The sequence below is a fragment of the Bradyrhizobium sp. Mp27 genome (assembly GCF_029953005.1).
GTDB lineage: Bacteria > Pseudomonadota > Alphaproteobacteria > Rhizobiales > Xanthobacteraceae > Bradyrhizobium > Bradyrhizobium barranii.
Window position 1 is genome coordinate 1 of sequence record NZ_JASAUS010000009.1, and the last position, 17,721, is coordinate 17,721.

The following is a 17,721-nucleotide window of genomic DNA, read 5'->3' on the forward strand; positions in this document are numbered from 1 at the left end:
CAGCACGCCTCAAGCACCTTGCGATCTTTCCTCGAAAGGTGGACTTCTCTTGCTTCGGGTATCATCCCGACCTTGAATCACGACTCACGTTCCAAGAAAAGTGGGTACTAGGTTGCTGGTATTCGCATCGATCAGGTAGCGCTCAATCGTCACGGTCGAGCCATCGCTGAACGGCAGGTTGTCGACCTCAAGCGAAATCCCCTCCGGCGTCTCGGTCGAAATGTTGTTGCCGAAGACACGTGCCGGATCATAGTTGTAGACCATGATGTTCGCGGTCGAGTTAGCGCCATCCCAGGTCGCGAACGCGTTGAGGTGGGAGCCCGCCCCGCCGGTGAGAGCGGCCTGCACGCGCTGGCCGGACATCTTGTTGTACATCTTGAAGAGGTTCGCGACCGGCTTCGGGTAGTAGTCGGCCGGCTTGTCGCCGTGCGGCACCTTGTGCAGCAGGCTGGCCTGGCCGAGGAAAGGTGTGATGTTCGGATCCCCCTGGCCGTCACCGATAATGAGGTAAGACCCCATCGAGATCTTCTTCTTCACCGCCTCTAGCAGGAACGCCGCGGTCCAGGCCGCCCCCTTGTGCGAATAATTGACGTCAGTCTCCTCAAAGGCCGTCGGCCCCCATTCCGACACGAACAGCTTCACGTCGGGCATGTTGGCATTGTTCATCTTCAAGGCGTCCAGCTTGGCCCTGACCTTGTCGACCAGATTATCGAAGAACGCGAACCCGCCGGTGCCGTCCGTCGAGCCGTAATAGTGGAACGAGAAGCGATCGAGCCGCGCATTGAATTTTGCAGCGTAAGTGTTTGCCAGCGGATTGAAGGTCTGGTCGAAGAAGACTTCCTCCAGCGTCGGAAGATTCTCCGCCGGATAATAGTTGAAGCTCAGTCCGACCAGGGCCGGCCCGGCCATTTCGAGCGTCTTGCCGCGATAGCTGGTGTTGCTGGCGAGTTGGGCCCTGACCGTGTCGATCGCCTGCGAGAAAATCTTCTGAACGGGCAGGAGCTGCCTGGGCAGACGGCGCGCATCGAGCCCGTAGGGGTACGACAAGGTCGGATCTTCGGCGTTGGACATCACGTGGGTCTGCAGCGGGGTCCACTGTTTGAGGACATACTTGGCCGGGTCCGTCCACCACAGCCAGCGGCCCCACGGCCCCAATGGCTTGAGTGTATAGGCGGATGGATTTGTGCTGCTCCAGTTCTCAGGGGTGGAATCGGCGATGTCGGCCTCGTTGCTGACCTCGAAGATGACGGATGAAGCGCCGCCGTTGAACGACTTCGTCGCGATATAGCGCACCAGAGCTTCGGCGTATTTCTTGTAGAGTGCCGGAGCCGGTCCGTTCTGCTTCCAACTCTCGCCGGGTCCGTATTGCACCAGGCGCGGCGGCATGAAGGCCGCGACAGCCACGTGAGGCGAGAGCCCGCGACCCAGCGCCCACTCAAGATGCCAGGCCAGAGGCTGGCAGTCGCCCGGATGGAAAACGCCGTCCTGCGTGTACCCGAACACATCGCCGGTCTGATCGACATCGCAATAGACATCGCTGAGCAGCAGGCGCGTCCGCTTCATGCCGGTATCGGTGATGATCTGGTTGAACTGGTCGAGCGCCTGTTCGGACGGGCTGTTCGCGCTCTGGTAGATCTTCTTGAGATCACCGAGATCGTCGTTGCCGCTGAGGCCGATATTGTAAGGCGTCTGGGTGCTGACCGTGATCGACGTCCCTGCACGCGACGCCGTCGCCGAAGCAAGGCCGAGCGACGCCAACGCCAGCAAGGAGACCGAGGCAAGGGAAAGGCGATGCTTGCAAACGCGCAAGCGTTGATGAAGGCACGGCATGGATTGATTTCACCCGCTGTAATTGCAGATGATGGATCTATCAGCTCAAGATGTTATCGATGTGAATGTCATGCTGATGTGAGCGTGACACGTCAGCGCGGGTCCGGCTGCCCGCCGCGAAACCCCGTCGCCAGCACATAGCGCTCCGACGAATCCTGTCGGCTCGCAGCCGGCTTCACATGCCGCACCGTCGCGAAATCGCGCTTGAGCTGGGCGAGCAGATCGGCGTCGGCGCCGCTCTGGAACGTCTTGGCCAGGAATGCCCCGCCCGGTTTCAGCACGTCGCAGGCGAACGCGGCCGCGGTCTCGATCAGGCCGACGATGCGGAGCTGGTCGGTCTTGCGGTGGCCGGTGGTGTTGGCGGCCATGTCGGACATCACGATGTCGGCGCCGCCCCCGAGCATCGCAGTGAGCTTCGCGGGTGCGCCGTTGTCCATGAAGTCGAGCTGCGCGAAGTCGACGCCGGCAATCTCGGGCATGTCCAGCAGGTCGATCGCGACGACCTTGCCCTTGCCGTCGACCGAGCCGACGCGCTTGGCGGCGATCTGACTCCAGCCGCCCGGCGCAGCGCCGAGATCGACCACGGCCATGCCGTGTTTCAGCAGGCGGTATTTGTCGTCGATCTCGAGCAGCTTGAACGCGGCTCGCGAACGATAGCCGAGCGCCTTCGCCTTGACCACATAGGGATCGTTGAGCTGCCGCTCCAGCCACAGCTTCGACGACAATTTGCGCTTGCCGCCGGTCTTGACCTGGACGTGCAAGCGGCCGGTGGTGTCCTTGGCCATCTCACCAGCTCCTGAGTGCGCCGTCCTCGCGCATCATCTCGACCAGCATGCCTTCGCGCAGGCCCCGGTCGGCGACCCGCAGGCGCGGCAGCGGAAAGGCGCGGCGGATCGCATCGAGGATGGCGCAGCCGGCCAGCACGAGATCGGCGCGCTCGACGCTGATGCAGGTGTTATTGGCGCGTTCCTCGTAGCTCATGCCGAGCAGCTTGCTGATGGTCGCGGTGATGTCGGAATCGTTCATCCAGATGCTGTCGATGCGGCGGCGGTCGTAGCGCGCGAGGTTGAGATGGATGCCGGCGAGCGTCGTTACCGTGCCTGAGGTGCCGAGCAGGTGCATGTCGGCGAGATCGCCGCCGTGCGCTTCGGCGAACGGCGCGACGTGGTTGGCGACCTCCTGCTCCATCGCGGCATAGATTTCCGGCGTGACGTCGCGGCCGCCGAACTGCTCGGCCAGCGTCACGACGCCGAGCGGGATCGACATCCAGGCTTTGATGCGGGGCTCCGGATTTTGCGGATCGCGCTCGATCCGCACCAGCTCGGTCGAGCCGCCGCCGATGTCGAACAGGATCGCGCCCCTGCCCCGGGGGTCGACCAGCGGCGCGCAGCCGAGCACGGCGAGCGAGGCCTCGGTCTCGCGGTCGATCACCTCGAGCTCGATACCGGTCTCGGCCGCGACGCGGCTGCGGAAACCTTCCGCATTCGAGGCGGCCCGGCAGGCTTCGGTCGCGATCAGCCGCAGCCGCTTGGCTTTGCGCAGATTGATCTTGTCGCGGCAGATGCTGAGCGCGGCGACGGCGCGCTCGATCGCGGCCTCGCTGATGCAGCCGGTCGCCGAGACGCCCTCGCCGAGCCGGATGATGCGCGAGAAGGAATCGACCACGCGAAAGCCGTCGCTGGTCGGACAAGCGATCAGGAGCCTGCAATTGTTGGTGCCGAGGTCCAGCGCCGCATAGACGCCGGTTCCCGGCGCTTGCGCGACGACGGCCGGTTCGGGGGCCAACGCCACCGCCGCCATCGACCCCTCCAGCCCACCGTGCGGCGCATGGCCGTCGCGGAGCCGCGTGTGGTCATTCATACAAATTGTCTTTCCGCGGCCCGATGGGGCCGATCTGGAATTGCTTTTTCGCCTGAAACATTAGCAGCGCGGCAAGCCTGCGCAACAACGCATCACATGGGACCATGCCCATTCGTGCGTTGTCGTGAACGGGACCGTGGGCTATTTTGAGGGGTCCGGTCCTCCAGGCGCCCCCCAAAACGCGCGATTGCCGGCTTTTCAGGTCAATTCCATGCAAGAACACACCAAATCGTCCACGCTCGAAAACGCTATTGCACTGCAAAAATACGGCGTCGGGCAGCCGGTCCGCCGCAAGGAAGACGATACGCTGGTGCGCGGCAAGGGCCGCTACACCGACGATTTCAACCTGCCCGGCCAGGCCCATGCCGTGGTCGTCCGCTCCACCCATGCCCATGGGCTCATCCGCGGCATCGGCACCGACGCCGCCAGGGCGATGCCCGGCGTGCTGGGGGTGTGGACCGGCCAGGACCTCGATGCCGCCGGATACGGCCCCTTCACCTGCGGCCTGCCGCTGAAGAGCCGCGACGGCTCCCCCCTGCTCCAGACCAACCGGCAGCCGCTGGCGACCGACAAGGTCCGTTTCGTCGGCGATCCCGTCGCCTTCGTGGTCGCCGACACGCTGGCGCAGGCGCGCGACGCCGCCGAAGCCGTCGAGCTCGATATCGAGCCACTGCCGGCGGTGACCGATCCCGAGGAAGCCGCCAGGCCCGGTGCGCCGCTGCTCTATGACCACATCCCGAACAATGTCGCGCTCGACTACCATTATGGCGACATGGACAAGGTGAACGCGGCCTTCGCCAGTGCCGCCCACGTCACCAAGGTCGACATCGAGAACACCCGCGTCGCCGTCGTCTCGATGGAGCCGCGCGTGGGGCTCGCCTCCTACGACAAGAAGACCGAGCGCTACACCATCCAGATGCCGACGCAGGGCGTTGCGGGCAACCGCGCCAACCTCGCCAAGAACCTGAAGGTGCCGAACGAGAAGGTGCGGGTCCTCACCGCCAATGTCGGCGGCTCCTTCGGCATGAAAAACGTCAATTACCCCGAATACATGTGCATCCTGTACGCGGCCAAGGAGCTTGGCCGCCCGGTGAAGTGGCTGGACGAGCGCTCCACCAGCTTCCTCTCCGACAGCCACGGCCGTGCGCAGAAAATCCATGCCGAGCTGGCGCTCGACGCCGAAGGGCATTTCCTCGCGGCAAAGCTTGAAGGCTACGGCAATCTCGGCGCCTACATCACCGGCGTCGCGCCGGGGCCGCTCTCGCTCAATACCGGCAAGAACTTTTCGAGCGTCTACCGCACGCCGCTGATGGCCGTCGACATCAAGACGGTGCTCACCAACACCACGCTGATGGGCGCCTATCGCGGCGCCGGCCGGCCCGAGGCGAACTACTACATGGAGCGGCTGATCGACCGCGCCGCCGACGAGATGGGCATCAACCGGCTGACCTTGCGCAAGCGCAACTTCATCAAGCCGAACCAGATGCCGTTCCCGGCCTCCTCCGGCGTCACCTATGACAGCGGCGACTTCCAGGCGGTGTTCAACAAGGCGCTCGAAATCTCCGACCATGAGAACTTCGCCAAGCGCAAGAAGGAGAGCAGGAAGTTCGGCAAGCTGCGCGGCATCGCCGTCGGCTCCTATCTCGAGGTCACCGCGCCGCCGAGCCCCGAACTCGGCAAGATCGTGTTCGATGCTGACGGCAGCGTGCAGCTGATCACCGGCACGCTGGACTACGGCCAGGGGCATGCCACACCGTTCGCGCAGGTGCTGTGCGAGCAGCTCGGCGTCCCCTTCGACAGCGTCAAGCTGGTGCAGGGCGACAGCGACATCGTCCACACCGGCAACGGCACCGGCGGTTCGCGCTCGATCACGGCGAGCGGCATGGCGATCGTGGGCGCCGCCAAGCTCGTGATCGAGAAGGGCAAGCGAGCCGCCGCGCACATGCTGGAGGCCTCCGAGGCCGACATCGAGTTCGCCGACGGCAGCTTCACCATCGCCGGCACCGACCGCAGCATCGACATCATGGAGCTCGCCAGGAAGCTGCATGACGGCAAGGTGCCGGACGGCGTGCCTGACAGCCTCGACGTCGACCATACCAGCGAGCCGGTGCCTTCAGCGTTCCCGAACGGCTGCCACGCCGCCGAGGTCGAGATCGATCCTGATACCGGCGTGGTGCAGATCGTGCGCTACAGCGCGGTCAACGATTTCGGCACGGTGATCAACCCGCTGCTGGTCGCGGGCCAGCTTCATGGCGGCGTGGTCCAGGGCATCGGCCAGGCGCTGATGGAGCATGTCCGCTACGACGAGAGCGGCCAGCCGATCACGGGCTCGCTGATGGACTACGCGCTGCCGCGCGCGGAGGACGTTCCGAACATGACGGTCGGCGATCACCCGGTGCCGGCCACGACCAATCCGCTTGGCAGCAAGGGCTGCGGCGAAGCCGGCTGCGCCGGCAGCCTGTCGACGGTGGTGAACGCGGTGCTCGACGCCCTCTCCGACTACGGCATCAAGCACATCGACATGCCGCTGACCCCGGAGCGGGTGTGGCGTGCGATCCAGGATGCGAAGGGCAAGGCGGCGTAGGGGGAGTTCCGCGATCGTGACAACGCCGGGGGTTCGACCGGCATTCCGAAAGAGATCACTTGATCGCCGTTTCGGCGGCGATCAACTCCTTTCCCTCCGTGGTCGTGATCGTTAGCCGTATCTTTTCCCCGCTACGGCCGTCGGCAATCGCTGCCGAAATGCGATTTCCGTTGTTCGGATCGGCGCTCACGACCCCGCTGAACAGAGCCGTGTCACCCTGTTTCAACGTGACAAACAACGGGATGGCCGGCTCGACGCTGAAGAACTCGAGAACGGCGCGAGACGCCTCGGCCGAGAAATTGATCAGGATTTTCTCGTTCGCATGCGTCACGTTGCTCATGCCGACGGTCGGGCTGTAGGTTTCCGGAATCGACACCTCACTGCGTGCGGGAAAGTCTGTGCTGTGGAAAAACTGGTCTGACACGCCCGCCCATAATTCGACATATGGCCGCCACTCGTTCGGATCCTTCCGGGCATCGGTTTCGCCGGTGAGCGACGGGAACCCCCACGTCCACATTTTCAAGCCCCGCGTGAGGGTATTGTCCGCAATGCGAATAATGCCTTCTGCATTGTCATGGTTGATGACGCCCCAGAAATTCCCGCCCTGCATATCTGGTGCAGCATAGGCGATGCCCATCGTTGGCCAGTTCTTGAAGTAACGCAGGTTTTCGAAGCGCCGCCTGCCCATACCCGCGCTCTCGTCGCCGTCTGCCAGATTGGCCGACCAGGCAGGCGTCGTGTAAGTTCGGATCGGCGCGATGATTTCGGCGCCGCCCGTTGCCCTCGGATTTTTCGGCTCCGATCCCGGGGCGAGCGTCGTGCACGTCCAGTACTCGTATTGGACAGCCTCGTCGTTCGGGTTCTTCAGCACCACGCGCGCATCGAGTGCGGCACGATCGGCTTTCAGCGTGACGTAGTAGTTCGCCTCGATGCCGGTCGCGCCCCTGAACTTGCTGGGCCGCGCGGAATAGTCGAAGTCATCCCGGAACGACATCACGACCGTGACCTCGTCGGCGCCCTCCTTCACCACCCGGAAAGCCCACGGCTTCAGCCACGTCTTGCCGTGCTCGGCATCCGGGAACGTGGGAAAGATTCCGCCGTACACCATCAGCCAGTCGTAGTAGAAATTTCCGGCCTTCATGCCGTAAGGCACTCCGACCTCCGTTCGATAAAGCTGCTCGTGGCCGGTCGGCTTGTAGACCATGGAAAGAATACGCCCTCCGAATTCGGGCACGAGCGTTACCTTCAGATATCGGTTCTCAAGCACGTAGGATTTGAAACTGCGTTCGACAATCATGCTCTTGTCGAGCGACCCGCTGACAAAGCCATTCTCCGCATCGACGGCGAACTTGACGGTGCTCCACGTGGTCGTCTGCTCGCTGAGCGACACACTCTCGGGCACCGGTGCGGCGGCATGCACGACGCAAGGCGCATGGAGCGACAAAAGGAGTGCTATTCCGAAACAAACGAGGGCGCGCAAGGAGACCTCAACTGGCTTTCAGGCCGCCGCCTGCTCGCGCGGCTGGTAGATCGCAGTATGCTGGCAGTGCGCCAGCGGCGTCGTGCCGTTGGCGACGATCAGCGCGTCGAGCTCGACGAAGCGGTGGCCCTTCTTCTCGTAGTTCGCGATGACTTTTGCCCGCGCGGTGATCTCGTCGCCGGCGCGCGCGGCCGACAGCAGCTGCATGCGGCTGCCGACATGGATCCACGGGCCCAGAATGGTGTTGTCGACCAGCACGCGGTTCATGACACGCTGGATCAGGCCGGGATGGCCGAGACCCTCGCGCGCGAAGATCGGATCGGCCTCCCTGATGTCGGCAAGATAGTCGGTCGCGTCCTGCCCGGCCCAGCGGCGCGGCGTCGTGCCCAGCCATTTGCCCACCTCGAACGCTGCCGGGCTCACAGGCTTGCGCTCGGCAATGGCCGCGACCTCGACAAAGTCGTTCAATGACACCACGGGCGCGGCCGCCGGGAGCGACGCTGTCCCCGTGGCACAGAGCTCGGTGCGGCTGAACACCTCGATCGTGAGCAGGCTGTTGTGCTCGGTCGCATCGACATCGGCCGTCTCGCCGTCATAGACCGGCTTGATGAAGCGGGTCTCGACCAGCCCGCGCGACAGGAAATCGCGGGCCCAGCGCGCCACCGGCACGTGCATCATGTAGGCGAAGACATCGACGCCGGGGACCAGCCCGCCGGAAAAGCCGAAGCGGCGCGCCACCGTGTCGTCATGCATCTTGTTTTCGGACTGTTTGGCGGTGTTGTAGGCCTCGACGCGGTAGGTTTCGAGCCGGTTCGGCATGGCGGGCCTTTCCCTGAATTCTTGTTGTTTCAGGGTTGATCGTAGGCCCCCGGGAACACCGGTCAATCCCCTCGCCTTTGCGGCCCGAATGGGGTACCACGCGGCGAATGACTGACACCCCCACCCGCATCTATGTCGACGCCGACGCCTGCCCGGTGAAGGACGAGATCTACCGCGTCGCGCTCCGCCACGGCGTGCCCGTGAGCGTGGTTGCCGGCAATTTTATTCGCGTGCCCCAGGATCCGCTCATTGAACGGATTGCAGCGGGCGCCGGCATGGACGCCGCCGACGACTGGATCGCGGAGCGGGCCAAGCCGGGCGACGTCGTCGTGACATCGGACATTCCGCTGGCGAGCCGTTGCGTGAAAGCGGGCGCCGACGTGATCGCACCGAATGGCAAGCCGTTCACGGAAGAGTCGATCGGGATGACGCTGGCGGTGCGCAACCTGATGACGGATCTGCGCTCGGCCGGCGAGGTCACCGGCGGGCCGCGCTCGTTCGCGCCGCGCGACCGCTCCGCGTTCCTCTCCGCGCTCGACCAGACGCTGCGCCGGATCCAGCGCCGCCGCGCCGACCAGGCCGCGACGAGCCAGAATTTGAATCAAGGCTAGTCATGGCGCCGCCCCTGATCCAACTCAAAGACATCAAGCTCACCTTTGGCGGTACGCCGCTGCTGAGCGGCGTCGAGCTCAACGTCGCGCCGAGCGAGCGCGTCTGCCTGATCGGCCGCAACGGCTCAGGCAAGTCGACGCTGCTGAAGATCGCAGCCGGACTCGTCGAGCCCGACGGCGGCACGCGCTTCGTGCAGCCGGGCGCGACCGTTCGCTATCTGCCGCAGGAGCCGGATTTCGGCGACCACAAGACCACGCTCGCCTATGTCGAGGCGGGCCTGGCGCCCGGCGACGATCCGTACCAGGCGCGCTACCTCGTGGAGCAACTCGGGCTTACCGGCAACGAGAACCCGGCCAACGTCTCCGGCGGCGAGGCCCGCCGTGCCGCGCTGGCTCGCGTGCTGGCGCCCTCGCCCGACATATTGCTGCTGGACGAGCCAACCAACCATCTGGATCTCTCCACCATCGAATGGCTGGAAAAGGAGCTCGACAGCCGCCGCAGCGCGCTGGTGCTGATCAGCCATGACCGCCGCTTCCTCACCAACCTCTCGCGCTCCACGGCGTGGCTCGACCGCGGCAAGATCAAGCAGATCGACCGCGGTTTTGCCTCGTTCGAGAGCTGGCGCGACGAGGTGCTCGCCGAGGAAGAGCGCGACCAGCACAAGCTCGACCGCAAGATCGTCGACGAGGAGCACTGGCTGCGCCACGGCGTCTCCGGCCGCCGCAAGCGCAACGTCAAGCGGCTCGGCAATCTGCATGCGCTGCGCGACCAGCGGCGCAATTATCGCGGTACGGCGGGCACCGCCAGTCTGGCCGCGGCGGAAGCCGAGCAATCCGGCAAGCTGGTGATCGAGGCCAAGGGCGTCACCAAGGCGTTCGGCGACCGCGTGATCGTCGACAATTTCTCCACCCGCATCCAGCGCGGCGACCGGCTCGGCATCGTCGGGCCGAACGGCGCCGGCAAGACCACGCTGGTCAACCTGCTGACCGGCGGCGCGGAGCCTGATTCCGGCATCGTGCGGCTCGGCGCCAATCTTGAGACGGCCACGCTCGATCAGCACCGCGAAAGCCTCGATCCCAAGTCGACGCTGGCCGAGGCGCTAACCGGCGGCCGTGGCGACCAGATCATGGTCGGCGGCAAACCGAAGCATGTGGTCGGCTACATGAAGGACTTCCTGTTCGCCCAGGAGCAGCGCGGCACGCCTGTCGAGGTGCTCTCGGGCGGTGAGCGCGGCCGGCTGATGCTGGCCCGCGCGCTGGCAAAACCCTCGAACCTGCTGGTGCTGGACGAGCCGACCAACGATCTCGACCTCGAGACGCTCGACGTGCTCGAGGACATGCTCGGCGACTACGAGGGCACTGTGATCCTGATCAGCCACGACCGCGACTTCCTCGACCGCGTCGTCACGTCCGTGATCGCCCCCGAAGGCAACGGCAAGTGGACCGAATATGCCGGCGGCTACAGCGACATGCTGGCGCAGCGCGGTGCCGATCTCAAGCGCGAGACGACGAAGGCGCAAGCCCCCGCGGAGAAGAAAGAGGAGCGGCTGGCTGCTCCGCTTGCCACGGCAAAGCGGCGGCTGAGCTTCAACGAGAAGCACGCGCTGGAAACGCTGCCGAAGAAGATCGAGACCCTGCACGCCGACATTGCCAGGCTGCAGCGCTTCCTCGATGATCCCAATCTCTACACCAAAGACCGCAAGAAATTCGACGACACCTCCGCCGCCATCGCCAAGGCGCACGACGAATTGTCCGCCGCCGAAGAGCGCTGGCTCGAACTGGAAATGCTCCGCGAAGAGATTGAACAGGCTTAACTCATGACCACTCCCCTCGCCGCCAAGATCGCCCGTGAATATGGCACTCCCTGCGCCGTCATCGACATGGACCGGGTCGAGCGCAACATCGCGCGGATCCAGAAGGCCTGCGACGATGCGGGTGTCGCCAACCGGCCGCACATCAAGACGCACAAGAACCCGACGATCGCCAAGCTGCAGGTCGCAGCGGGCGCCAAGGGCATCACCTGCCAGAAGCTCGGCGAGGCCGAGATCATGGCCAATGCGGGCATCGACGACATCCTGATCAGCTACAATCTGCTCGGCGAAGAGAAGATGGCACGCCTGGGCGCACTGCAGGCGAAGGCGAACATGACGGTCGCCGCCGACAATTCGACGGTCGTCGCCGGCCTGCCCAAGGCGGCCGCGGCCTCGGGTCGTTCGCTCTCGGTCGTGGTCGAATGCGACACGGGGCGCAAGCGCGCGGGCGTCGAGACCCCGGCTGAGGCAATTGCGCTGGCCCGCGAGATCGCCGGCTCCAAGGGGCTCGAATTCGCCGGCTTCATGCTCTACCCGACCGAGACCGGTTGGGCCGACGCGCAGAAATTCTACGACGAGGCGCTGGCCGGCGTGCGCGCGCACGGACTGGACGCCAAGATCGTCTCGACCGGCGGCACGCCGAACCTGAAGAACCTCGGCAAGCTCAAGGGCGGCACCGAGCATCGCTTCGGCACCTACATCTACAATGACCGCATGCAGGTCGCCGCCGGCTCTGCCACCTGGGACGACTGCGCGCTGCACATCTATTCGACGGTCGTCAGCCGCGCCGCGCCCGAGCGCGGCATTCTGGACGCCGGCTCGAAGACGCTGACGACGGACACCGGCGGGCTCGACGGCCACGGCCTGATCCTGGAGCACCCCGAAGCCAAGATCGCGCGCTTCGCCGAGGAGCACGGCTTCCTCGACCTCTCACGCAGCAACACAAGGCCGAACGTCGGCGACGTCGTGCGGATCGTGCCGAACCACGTCTGCGTCGTCGTCAACATGATGGACGAGGTCGTGATGGTCCGCGGCGAGGAGATCATCGGTACGCTGCCGGTGGCGGCGCGCGGGAAGCTGCGCTAGGCGCAAGGCCGTAGGGTGGGCAAAGCGACTTGTCCGCCGAAGCTCGAAGAGCGAAGGCGGAAGCGTGCCCACCATCAGTGCGGCACGCGCGGAAAGATGGTGGGCACGGCGCTTCGCGCCTTTGCCCACCCTACGATTTCTTGAGCCACTCCAACACACCCCTGCCCGCGGCAGCGCCCGTCGCAAACGACGCCTGCAACAGATAGCCGCCGGTCGGCGCCTCCCAGTCCAGCATCTCGCCGGCGGCGAACACGCCGGGCAGCTTGCGCAGCATCAGGCGTTCGTCGAGCTCGTCGAAGGTCACCCCGCCCGCCGTCGAGATGGCGCGCTCGATCGGGGCAACGCCGGTGAGATGAACCGGAATGGCGTTGATCAGCTTGGCAAGCTCCGCCGGCGAGAACGACGCCAGCGGCCGGCCGGATGCGATGGCGGCCTCCTGCATCAGGCCGATGCCGACCGGCGACAGCTGCGCCGCCTTGCGTAGGAAGTTCGCGAGCGATTGCTTGCCGCGCGTGCCCGACAGGCGCGTGGTCAGCGAAGCCAAGTCGAGCTCGGGCCGCAATGCGATCGTCAACGTCGCCTGCCCGAGACCCAGCACCGCCTCGCGCAGCTCGGCCGACAACGCGTAGATGGCGCCACCTTCGATGCCGCTGCGCGTGATCATGGCTTCGCCGCGGACCGTGTGCGCCCCGATCGTCAGCGCCACGCCCTTGAGCGGCTGGCCCTCGAAACGGTCACGGAACACGTCGGACCATGCGACGGTGAAGCCGGAATTGGCCGGCCGCAGCTTTGAGACCGCAACGCCCTTGGACGCAAGGATATCGGCCCAGCCGCCGTCGGAGCCCAGCCGCGGCCAGCTTGCGCCGCCGAGCGCCAGCACAGTGGCCTTGGTTTCGATGGCCTGCACGCCGTCGGCTGTTTGAAACCGAAGCCGTCCTTGGTCGTCCCAGCCGGTCCAGCGATGACGAAACGCGAAACGTACGCCCGCGGCATCGAGGCGCCGCAGCCAGGCGCGCAGCAAGGGCGAGGCCTTGAACGCCTTTGGGAACACGCGCCCGCTGCTGCCGACGAAAGTCGGCTCGCCCAGCGCCGCGCTCCAGGCGCGGAGCCCGTCGGGCGAAAACGCCGCAATCGCCGCTTGCAGCTTGGGTGCCGCCTCGCGGTAGCGCGCCGTGAACTCCGGCTGCGGCTCGCTGTGGGTGAGATTGAGCCCGCCCCGACCGGCCATCAGGAATTTGCGGCCCGCGGACGGCATGGCGTCGTAGACACTGACGCGGGCGCCGCCCTGCGCCAGCACCTCCGCCGCCATCAGCCCGGCGGGACCGGCACCGATGACGGCGACGTCGGTCAGAGCTTGATCCCCGCCCGTGCCGCGGCCTGCGCCACGTATTTCTGCGTCTGCTCGAACGCGCCTTGCAGCGCCTTCGCCTTCGACATGTCGCTGATCTCGGCGAAATGCGCGGCGACCGCATCCGGCGTCCATTCGGATTCCGGCAGGTTGATGCCTTCGCTCTCCAGGATCTTGATCACGGCGAAGGAGCCGGCACCAGCGCCCATGATGGTACGGGTCGGTGCATCCTCGCTCAGCATGTACTCGACAGCGGGCGTGATCGCGTTCGGCTTCATCAGTTGCAGCGCCTGCGGCGGCAGCAGCTCTTCCGTCATGCGGGTCGCCGCGGTCGGCGAGATGATGTTGACGCGGATGTTGTTCTTGCGGCCTTCCTCGGCCAGCACGTTCATCAGGCCGACCATGCCGGACTTGGCCGCGCCGTAATTGGCTTGGCCGAAATTGCCGTAGAGGCCGGAGGACGACGTCGTCAGCACGATGCGCCCGTAATTGCGGTCGCGCATGCCGGCCCAGGCCGCCTTGCAGCAATAGAAGGTGCCGACGAGATGCACGTCGAGCACCTTCTGGAAATCGGCCGCTTCCATCTTGCCGAAAGACTTGTCGCGCAAGATGCCGGCATTGGCGCACATCAGGTCGACGCTGCCCCACTCCTTGGTGGCGCGCTCCACCATGGCGGTGACCTGCTCGAAATTGGAGACGTCGGCGCCGTCGGCCATCGCAGTGCCGCCGGCTTTACGGATCTCCTCGACGACGGCTTCGGCCGGCGACAGCGAGCCGCCGCTGCCGTCACGCGCGCCGCCGAAATCGTTGACGACGACTTTTGCGCCGCGGCTGGCCAGCCCCAGCGCATGCGCGCGTCCGAGGCCATTACCCGCGCCGGTGACGATGGCGACACGCCCGTCGAACCTGATTGCCATGAGTGTGCTTCCTTTCTTCCTTCCCCCCTTGTGGGAGAAGGTGGCATAGGCGGCCTACGGCCGCCGTCCTAAAAAGACGCCGACGCGTAGCGTCGGCTACGGCGCCGGATGAGGGGTCTCTCGCGACGGATGCGCTCGTGGAGAGATACCCCTCACCCGGCTTCGCGTTCCGCGAAGCCACCCTCTCCCACAGGGGGAGAGGGTAAGAGCGCTCCGCACGAGATTTGGACAGCTTTTGAGCAGCGATGGGTTGCCGGGTCAAGCCCGGCCATGGCGGCTTGGGCCTAAGCGAAATAGACCAAGCCCAGCCAGTCGGCGACCAGTGCCGGCTTGTCCTCGCCCTCGATCTCCACCGTGACATTGGTGCGGGACTGCAACTCGTTGGGCTTGCGCAGCTTGGCTTCCGCCAGCACGAAGCGGCCGCGGACGCGCTTGCCCGAGCGCACCGGCGAGATGAAGCGCAGCTTGTCGAAGCCGTAATTGATGCCCATCGTGGTGCCGGCGATGACCGGCATCACCTCGTAGGACATGATCGACAGCAGCGACATCGTCAGGAAGCCGTGGGCGATGGTGGTGCCGAAGGCGGTCTCTTTCTTCGCGCGCTCCGGATCGACATGGATGAACTGGTGATCCTCGATCACGTCGGCATAGGTGTCGATGCGGGGCTGATCGACCAGGTGCCACGACGACACGCCGATCTCCTTGCCGACCAAGGCTTGATAGGCTTCGAGGGAAATCGGCGGCTTCTTCCAGACTTCGTTCACTTAGGTCTCACTCCGTGTTTTCGGCAGCTCCGGAAAATCCTCCTCGCGGAATTCCTGGCCGCGCAGCGGATCATTGCGGTCGTCATCGCGCTCCAGCCGTCGTAACTGCACGCGGCGGATCTTGCCCGAGATCGTCTTCGGCAGCTCGGTGACGATTTCAAGGCGGCGGATGCGCTTGAACGGTGCAAGGCGCGTGTGCAGATGCCTGAAGATCGAGAGCGCCGTCTCCGGTGAGCGCTCCGCACCTGATGTCAGCAGCACAAAGGCCTTGGGGATCGCAAGCCGGATCGGGTCCGGGCTCGGCACCACCGCGGCTTCTGCGACGAGCTCATGCTCGAGCAACACGCTCTCCAGCTCGAACGGGCTGATGCGATAGTCGGAGGATTTGAACACGTCGTCGGAACGGCCGACGAAGGTGAGATAGCCATCCTCGTCCGCGAACACGACGTCACCGCTGCGGTAGAGCTCGCCTTCCACACCCGACAGTTTGCCGTCGTCGCCCTGATAGCCCTGCATCAGGCCGGCCGGACGGTCAGCACCCAGCACCAGAGCCACCTCGCCCTCCTTCGCCGGATGGCCGTCGGTGTCGCTGACCTGCACGCGATAGCCCGGCAGCGGCCGGCCCATCGAGCCGACCTTGATCTTTTGCCCCGGCGAGTTGCCGGCCAGCGCGGTGGTCTCGGTCTGGCCGTAGCCGTCGCGGATCGTGAGGCCCCAGGCGGCCTGCACCTGGTCGATCACTTCCGGATTGAGCGGCTCGCCAGCGCCGCAGACCTCGCGCAAGCTCACCTTGAACGACGCAAGGTTTTCCTGGATGAACAGCCGCCACACCGTCGGCGGCGCGCACAGCGTGGTGACGCCGCAGCGGCCGATGGTGGCGAGCAGACCCTTGGCATCGAAGCGCGGCTGGTTGACGACGAACACGGTCGCACCGGCATTCCACGGCGCGAAAAAACAGCTCCAGGCATGCTTGGCCCAGCCGGGCGATGAGATGTTGAGATGGACGTCGCCCGGCTTCAGCCCGATCCAATACATGGTCGAGAGATGGCCGACGGGATAGCTGCGCTGACTGTGCAGCACGAGCTTTGGTTTTGCCGTGGTGCCCGAAGTGAAATAGAGCAGCATCGGGTCGTCGGCGTTGGTCGGACCGTCAGCCGCAAAGCTCTCGGAAGCCTCCGCTGCCTCGTCATAGGCAAGCCAGCCATCGGAGGCTGCGCCGACGACGATGCGGACGATATTCTCAGCGCCGAGGCTGGCGAATTTCGCGACCTGGTCTTGCGCCGCGACCACCGCCTTCGCCTTGCCGCGATCGAGCCGGTCGCGCAGCTCGTCCGCGGTGAGCAGCGTGGTCGCGGGAATCACGACGACGCCGAGCTTCATCGCCGCCAGCATCGTCTCCCACAACGGCACCACATTGCCGAGCAGCAGCAGCAGGTGGTCGCCGCGCTTCAGACCCTGCGCACGCAGGAAGTTGGCGACCTGGTTGGAGCGCTGCGAGAGCGCCGCGAAAGACAGCTTGGTTTGCTTGTCCTGTGCGGCATCGACGATCCAGAGCGCGGGCCGTTCCTTGGCGTCCGCATCCTTCGCGAGCTCGTCGAACCAGTCGAGCGCCCAGTTGAAGGGAACCGGATCGGGCCAGCGGAAGTCTTTGACCGCTGTCTCGTAATCCGTGCGGTGCTTTAGCAGAAACGCGCGCGCGTCCTGAAATGTCGTCATTAGGCTTTCCCGGCTAGCCCCCTAACGTGCTTGATAATTCCGGAAAAATCCACCCCGCCCTGCCCGGCGGCATCGAAGGACTGATAGATCTCCTGCGCATGCTTGCCGAGCGGCGTGGCCGCGCCGGCGGCCTTGGCGGCGTCCTGCGCCAGCGTCAGATCCTTCACCATCAGCGCCGAGGCAAAGCCTGGCTTGTAATCGTTGTTGGCGGGCGAGGTCGGCACCGGGCCCGGCACCGGGCAATAGGTCGTCAGCGACCAGCATTGGCCCGACGAGGTCGAGGCGACGTCGAACAGCGCCTGATGCGAGAGCCCGAGCTTCTCGCCCAGCGCAAAGGCCTCGCTGACCGCGATCATGGAAATGCCGAGGATCATGTTGTTGCAGATCTTGGCCGCCTGCCCGGCGCCGGTGCCGCCGCAATGCACGATCTTCTTGCCCATCTTCTCCAGCACGGGCTTTGCCGCAGCAAACGCGCTCTCCTCACCGCCGCACATGAAGGTGAGGGTCGCACCCTTGGCACCACCCGTGCCGCCGGACACCGGCGCGTCGACCGAGAGCACGCCGTGCTTGGCGGCCAGCGCATGCGCCTGACGCGCGCTCTCGACGTCGATGGTGGAGCTGTCGATGATCAGCGCGCCCTTGGCCATGGCGGGAACGACCTCGCCCCAGACGCCGAGCACGTGCTTGCCGGCCGGCAGCATGGTGACGACGACATCGGCGCCCTTCACCGCACCCGACGCACTTTCGGCGATGGCGGCGCCATCAGCCTTGGCCTGGTTGCGGGAGGCCTCGACGAGATCGAACGCCACCACCTTGTGGCCGCCCTTGACCAGATTGGCCGCCATCGGGCCGCCCATGTTGCCGAGACCGATGAATGCGATCGTGGCCATATCGA

General features: G+C 65.4%; 14 protein-coding genes. 4 read left to right on the plus strand and 10 right to left on the minus strand.

Annotated features, from left to right (window positions below; genetic code table 11):
- Nucleotides 1-84: 84 nt before the first annotated feature.
- The 3 genes from QJT78_RS08270 to QJT78_RS08280 form a co-directional block, all read right to left on the minus strand.
- On the minus strand, nt 85-1,830 hold the full coding sequence (locus tag QJT78_RS08270) for a hypothetical protein (RefSeq protein WP_281460209.1): 1,746 nt from the start codon (nt 1,828-1,830) through the stop codon (nt 85-87).
- Nucleotides 1,831-1,922: 92 nt separating this feature from the next.
- Nucleotides 1,923-2,615 carry an RlmE family RNA methyltransferase gene (locus QJT78_RS08275; RefSeq protein ID WP_028150958.1) on the minus strand — a complete coding sequence of 231 codons (693 nt, stop codon included), beginning with the start codon at nt 2,613-2,615 and terminating at the stop codon, nt 1,923-1,925.
- A 1-nt stretch (nt 2,616) separates the two neighbouring features.
- On the minus strand, nt 2,617-3,690 hold the full coding sequence (locus QJT78_RS08280; protein WP_038941949.1) for a Ppx/GppA phosphatase family protein: 1,074 nt from the start codon (nt 3,688-3,690) through the stop codon (nt 2,617-2,619).
- 211 nt (nt 3,691-3,901) lie between these two features.
- On the opposite strand from QJT78_RS08280, the gene QJT78_RS08285 reads away from it, so the two are divergent.
- Entirely contained in the window at nt 3,902-6,274 is a 2,373-nt protein-coding gene (locus QJT78_RS08285; protein WP_281460210.1) for a xanthine dehydrogenase family protein molybdopterin-binding subunit, read from the plus strand.
- Between the two features lie 55 nt (nt 6,275-6,329).
- Here QJT78_RS08285 and QJT78_RS08290 read toward each other — a convergent pair whose 3' ends face one another.
- Both QJT78_RS08290 and QJT78_RS08295 read right to left on the minus strand, forming a co-directional pair.
- A complete protein-coding gene (locus QJT78_RS08290) occupies nt 6,330-7,754 on the minus strand; it encodes a DUF5107 domain-containing protein (RefSeq protein WP_162136481.1) in 1,425 nt (474 codons plus the stop codon).
- A gap of 18 nt (nt 7,755-7,772) precedes the next feature.
- On the minus strand, nt 7,773-8,573 hold the full coding sequence (locus QJT78_RS08295) for a hypothetical protein (protein WP_028150962.1): 801 nt from the start codon (nt 8,571-8,573) through the stop codon (nt 7,773-7,775).
- A gap of 107 nt (nt 8,574-8,680) precedes the next feature.
- On the opposite strand from QJT78_RS08295, the gene QJT78_RS08300 reads away from it, so the two are divergent.
- From QJT78_RS08300 to QJT78_RS08310, 3 genes are read left to right on the plus strand one after another with little or no spacing between them, the layout of a single operon-like run.
- Nucleotides 8,681-9,184 carry a YaiI/YqxD family protein gene (locus QJT78_RS08300; protein ID WP_014495938.1) on the plus strand — a complete coding sequence of 168 codons (504 nt, stop codon included), beginning with the start codon at nt 8,681-8,683 and terminating at the stop codon, nt 9,182-9,184.
- 2 nt (nt 9,185-9,186) lie between these two features.
- On the plus strand, nt 9,187-10,998 hold the full coding sequence (locus QJT78_RS08305) for an ATP-binding cassette domain-containing protein (protein ID WP_028150963.1): 1,812 nt from the start codon (nt 9,187-9,189) through the stop codon (nt 10,996-10,998).
- Between the two features lie 3 nt (nt 10,999-11,001).
- Nucleotides 11,002-12,081: a D-TA family PLP-dependent enzyme gene (locus QJT78_RS08310; protein ID WP_028150964.1), complete on the plus strand. Its 1,080-nt coding sequence runs from the start codon at nt 11,002-11,004 to the stop codon at nt 12,079-12,081.
- Nucleotides 12,082-12,211: 130 nt separating this feature from the next.
- On the opposite strand, the gene QJT78_RS08315 is transcribed toward QJT78_RS08310, so the two are convergent.
- The 5 genes from QJT78_RS08315 to mmsB form a co-directional block, all read right to left on the minus strand.
- A complete protein-coding gene (locus QJT78_RS08315; RefSeq protein ID WP_080586473.1) occupies nt 12,212-13,432 on the minus strand; it encodes a TIGR03862 family flavoprotein in 1,221 nt (406 codons plus the stop codon).
- Nucleotides 13,429-14,346, minus strand: a complete 918-nt coding sequence (locus QJT78_RS08320; RefSeq protein ID WP_014495942.1) for an SDR family NAD(P)-dependent oxidoreductase — start codon at nt 14,344-14,346, stop codon at nt 13,429-13,431. The genes QJT78_RS08315 and QJT78_RS08320 overlap by 4 nt, the downstream gene beginning before the upstream one ends.
- Before the next feature lie 284 nt (nt 14,347-14,630).
- The gene (locus QJT78_RS08325; RefSeq protein ID WP_028153400.1) at nt 14,631-15,110 is read right to left on the minus strand and encodes a MaoC family dehydratase; all 480 of its coding nucleotides are present in this window, start codon (nt 15,108-15,110) and stop codon (nt 14,631-14,633) included.
- A complete protein-coding gene (locus tag QJT78_RS08330) occupies nt 15,111-16,826 on the minus strand; it encodes an AMP-binding protein (protein WP_028153399.1) in 1,716 nt (571 codons plus the stop codon).
- The gene (mmsB, locus tag QJT78_RS08335; RefSeq protein WP_028153398.1) at nt 16,826-17,716 is read right to left on the minus strand and encodes a 3-hydroxyisobutyrate dehydrogenase; all 891 of its coding nucleotides are present in this window, start codon (nt 17,714-17,716) and stop codon (nt 16,826-16,828) included. The genes QJT78_RS08330 and mmsB overlap by 1 nt, the downstream gene beginning before the upstream one ends.
- Nucleotides 17,717-17,721 lie beyond the last annotated feature (5 nt).

Excerpts from the sequence above, each read along its gene's own strand:
- QJT78_RS08295 (WP_028150962.1), bottom strand. The coding sequence starts at position 8,573 with ATGCCGAACCGGCTCGAAACCTACCGCGTCGAGGCCTACAACACCGCC.
- QJT78_RS08275 (WP_028150958.1), bottom strand. The coding sequence starts at position 2,615 with ATGGCCAAGGACACCACCGGCCGCTTGCACGTCCAGGTCAAGACCGGC.
- QJT78_RS08280 (WP_038941949.1), bottom strand. The coding sequence starts at position 3,690 with ATGAATGACCACACGCGGCTCCGCGACGGCCATGCGCCGCACGGTGGG.
- mmsB (WP_028153398.1), bottom strand. The coding sequence starts at position 17,716 with ATGGCCACGATCGCATTCATCGGTCTCGGCAACATGGGCGGCCCGATG.
- QJT78_RS08305 (WP_028150963.1), top strand. The coding sequence starts at position 9,187 with ATGGCGCCGCCCCTGATCCAACTCAAAGACATCAAGCTCACCTTTGGC.
- QJT78_RS08320 (WP_014495942.1), bottom strand. The coding sequence starts at position 14,346 with ATGGCAATCAGGTTCGACGGGCGTGTCGCCATCGTCACCGGCGCGGGT.
- QJT78_RS08310 (WP_028150964.1), top strand. The coding sequence starts at position 11,002 with ATGACCACTCCCCTCGCCGCCAAGATCGCCCGTGAATATGGCACTCCC.
- QJT78_RS08270 (WP_281460209.1), bottom strand. The coding sequence starts at position 1,830 with ATGCCGTGCCTTCATCAACGCTTGCGCGTTTGCAAGCATCGCCTTTCC.
- QJT78_RS08330 (WP_028153399.1), bottom strand. The coding sequence starts at position 16,826 with ATGACGACATTTCAGGACGCGCGCGCGTTTCTGCTAAAGCACCGCACG.
- QJT78_RS08285 (WP_281460210.1), top strand. The coding sequence starts at position 3,902 with ATGCAAGAACACACCAAATCGTCCACGCTCGAAAACGCTATTGCACTG.
- QJT78_RS08300 (WP_014495938.1), top strand. The coding sequence starts at position 8,681 with ATGACTGACACCCCCACCCGCATCTATGTCGACGCCGACGCCTGCCCG.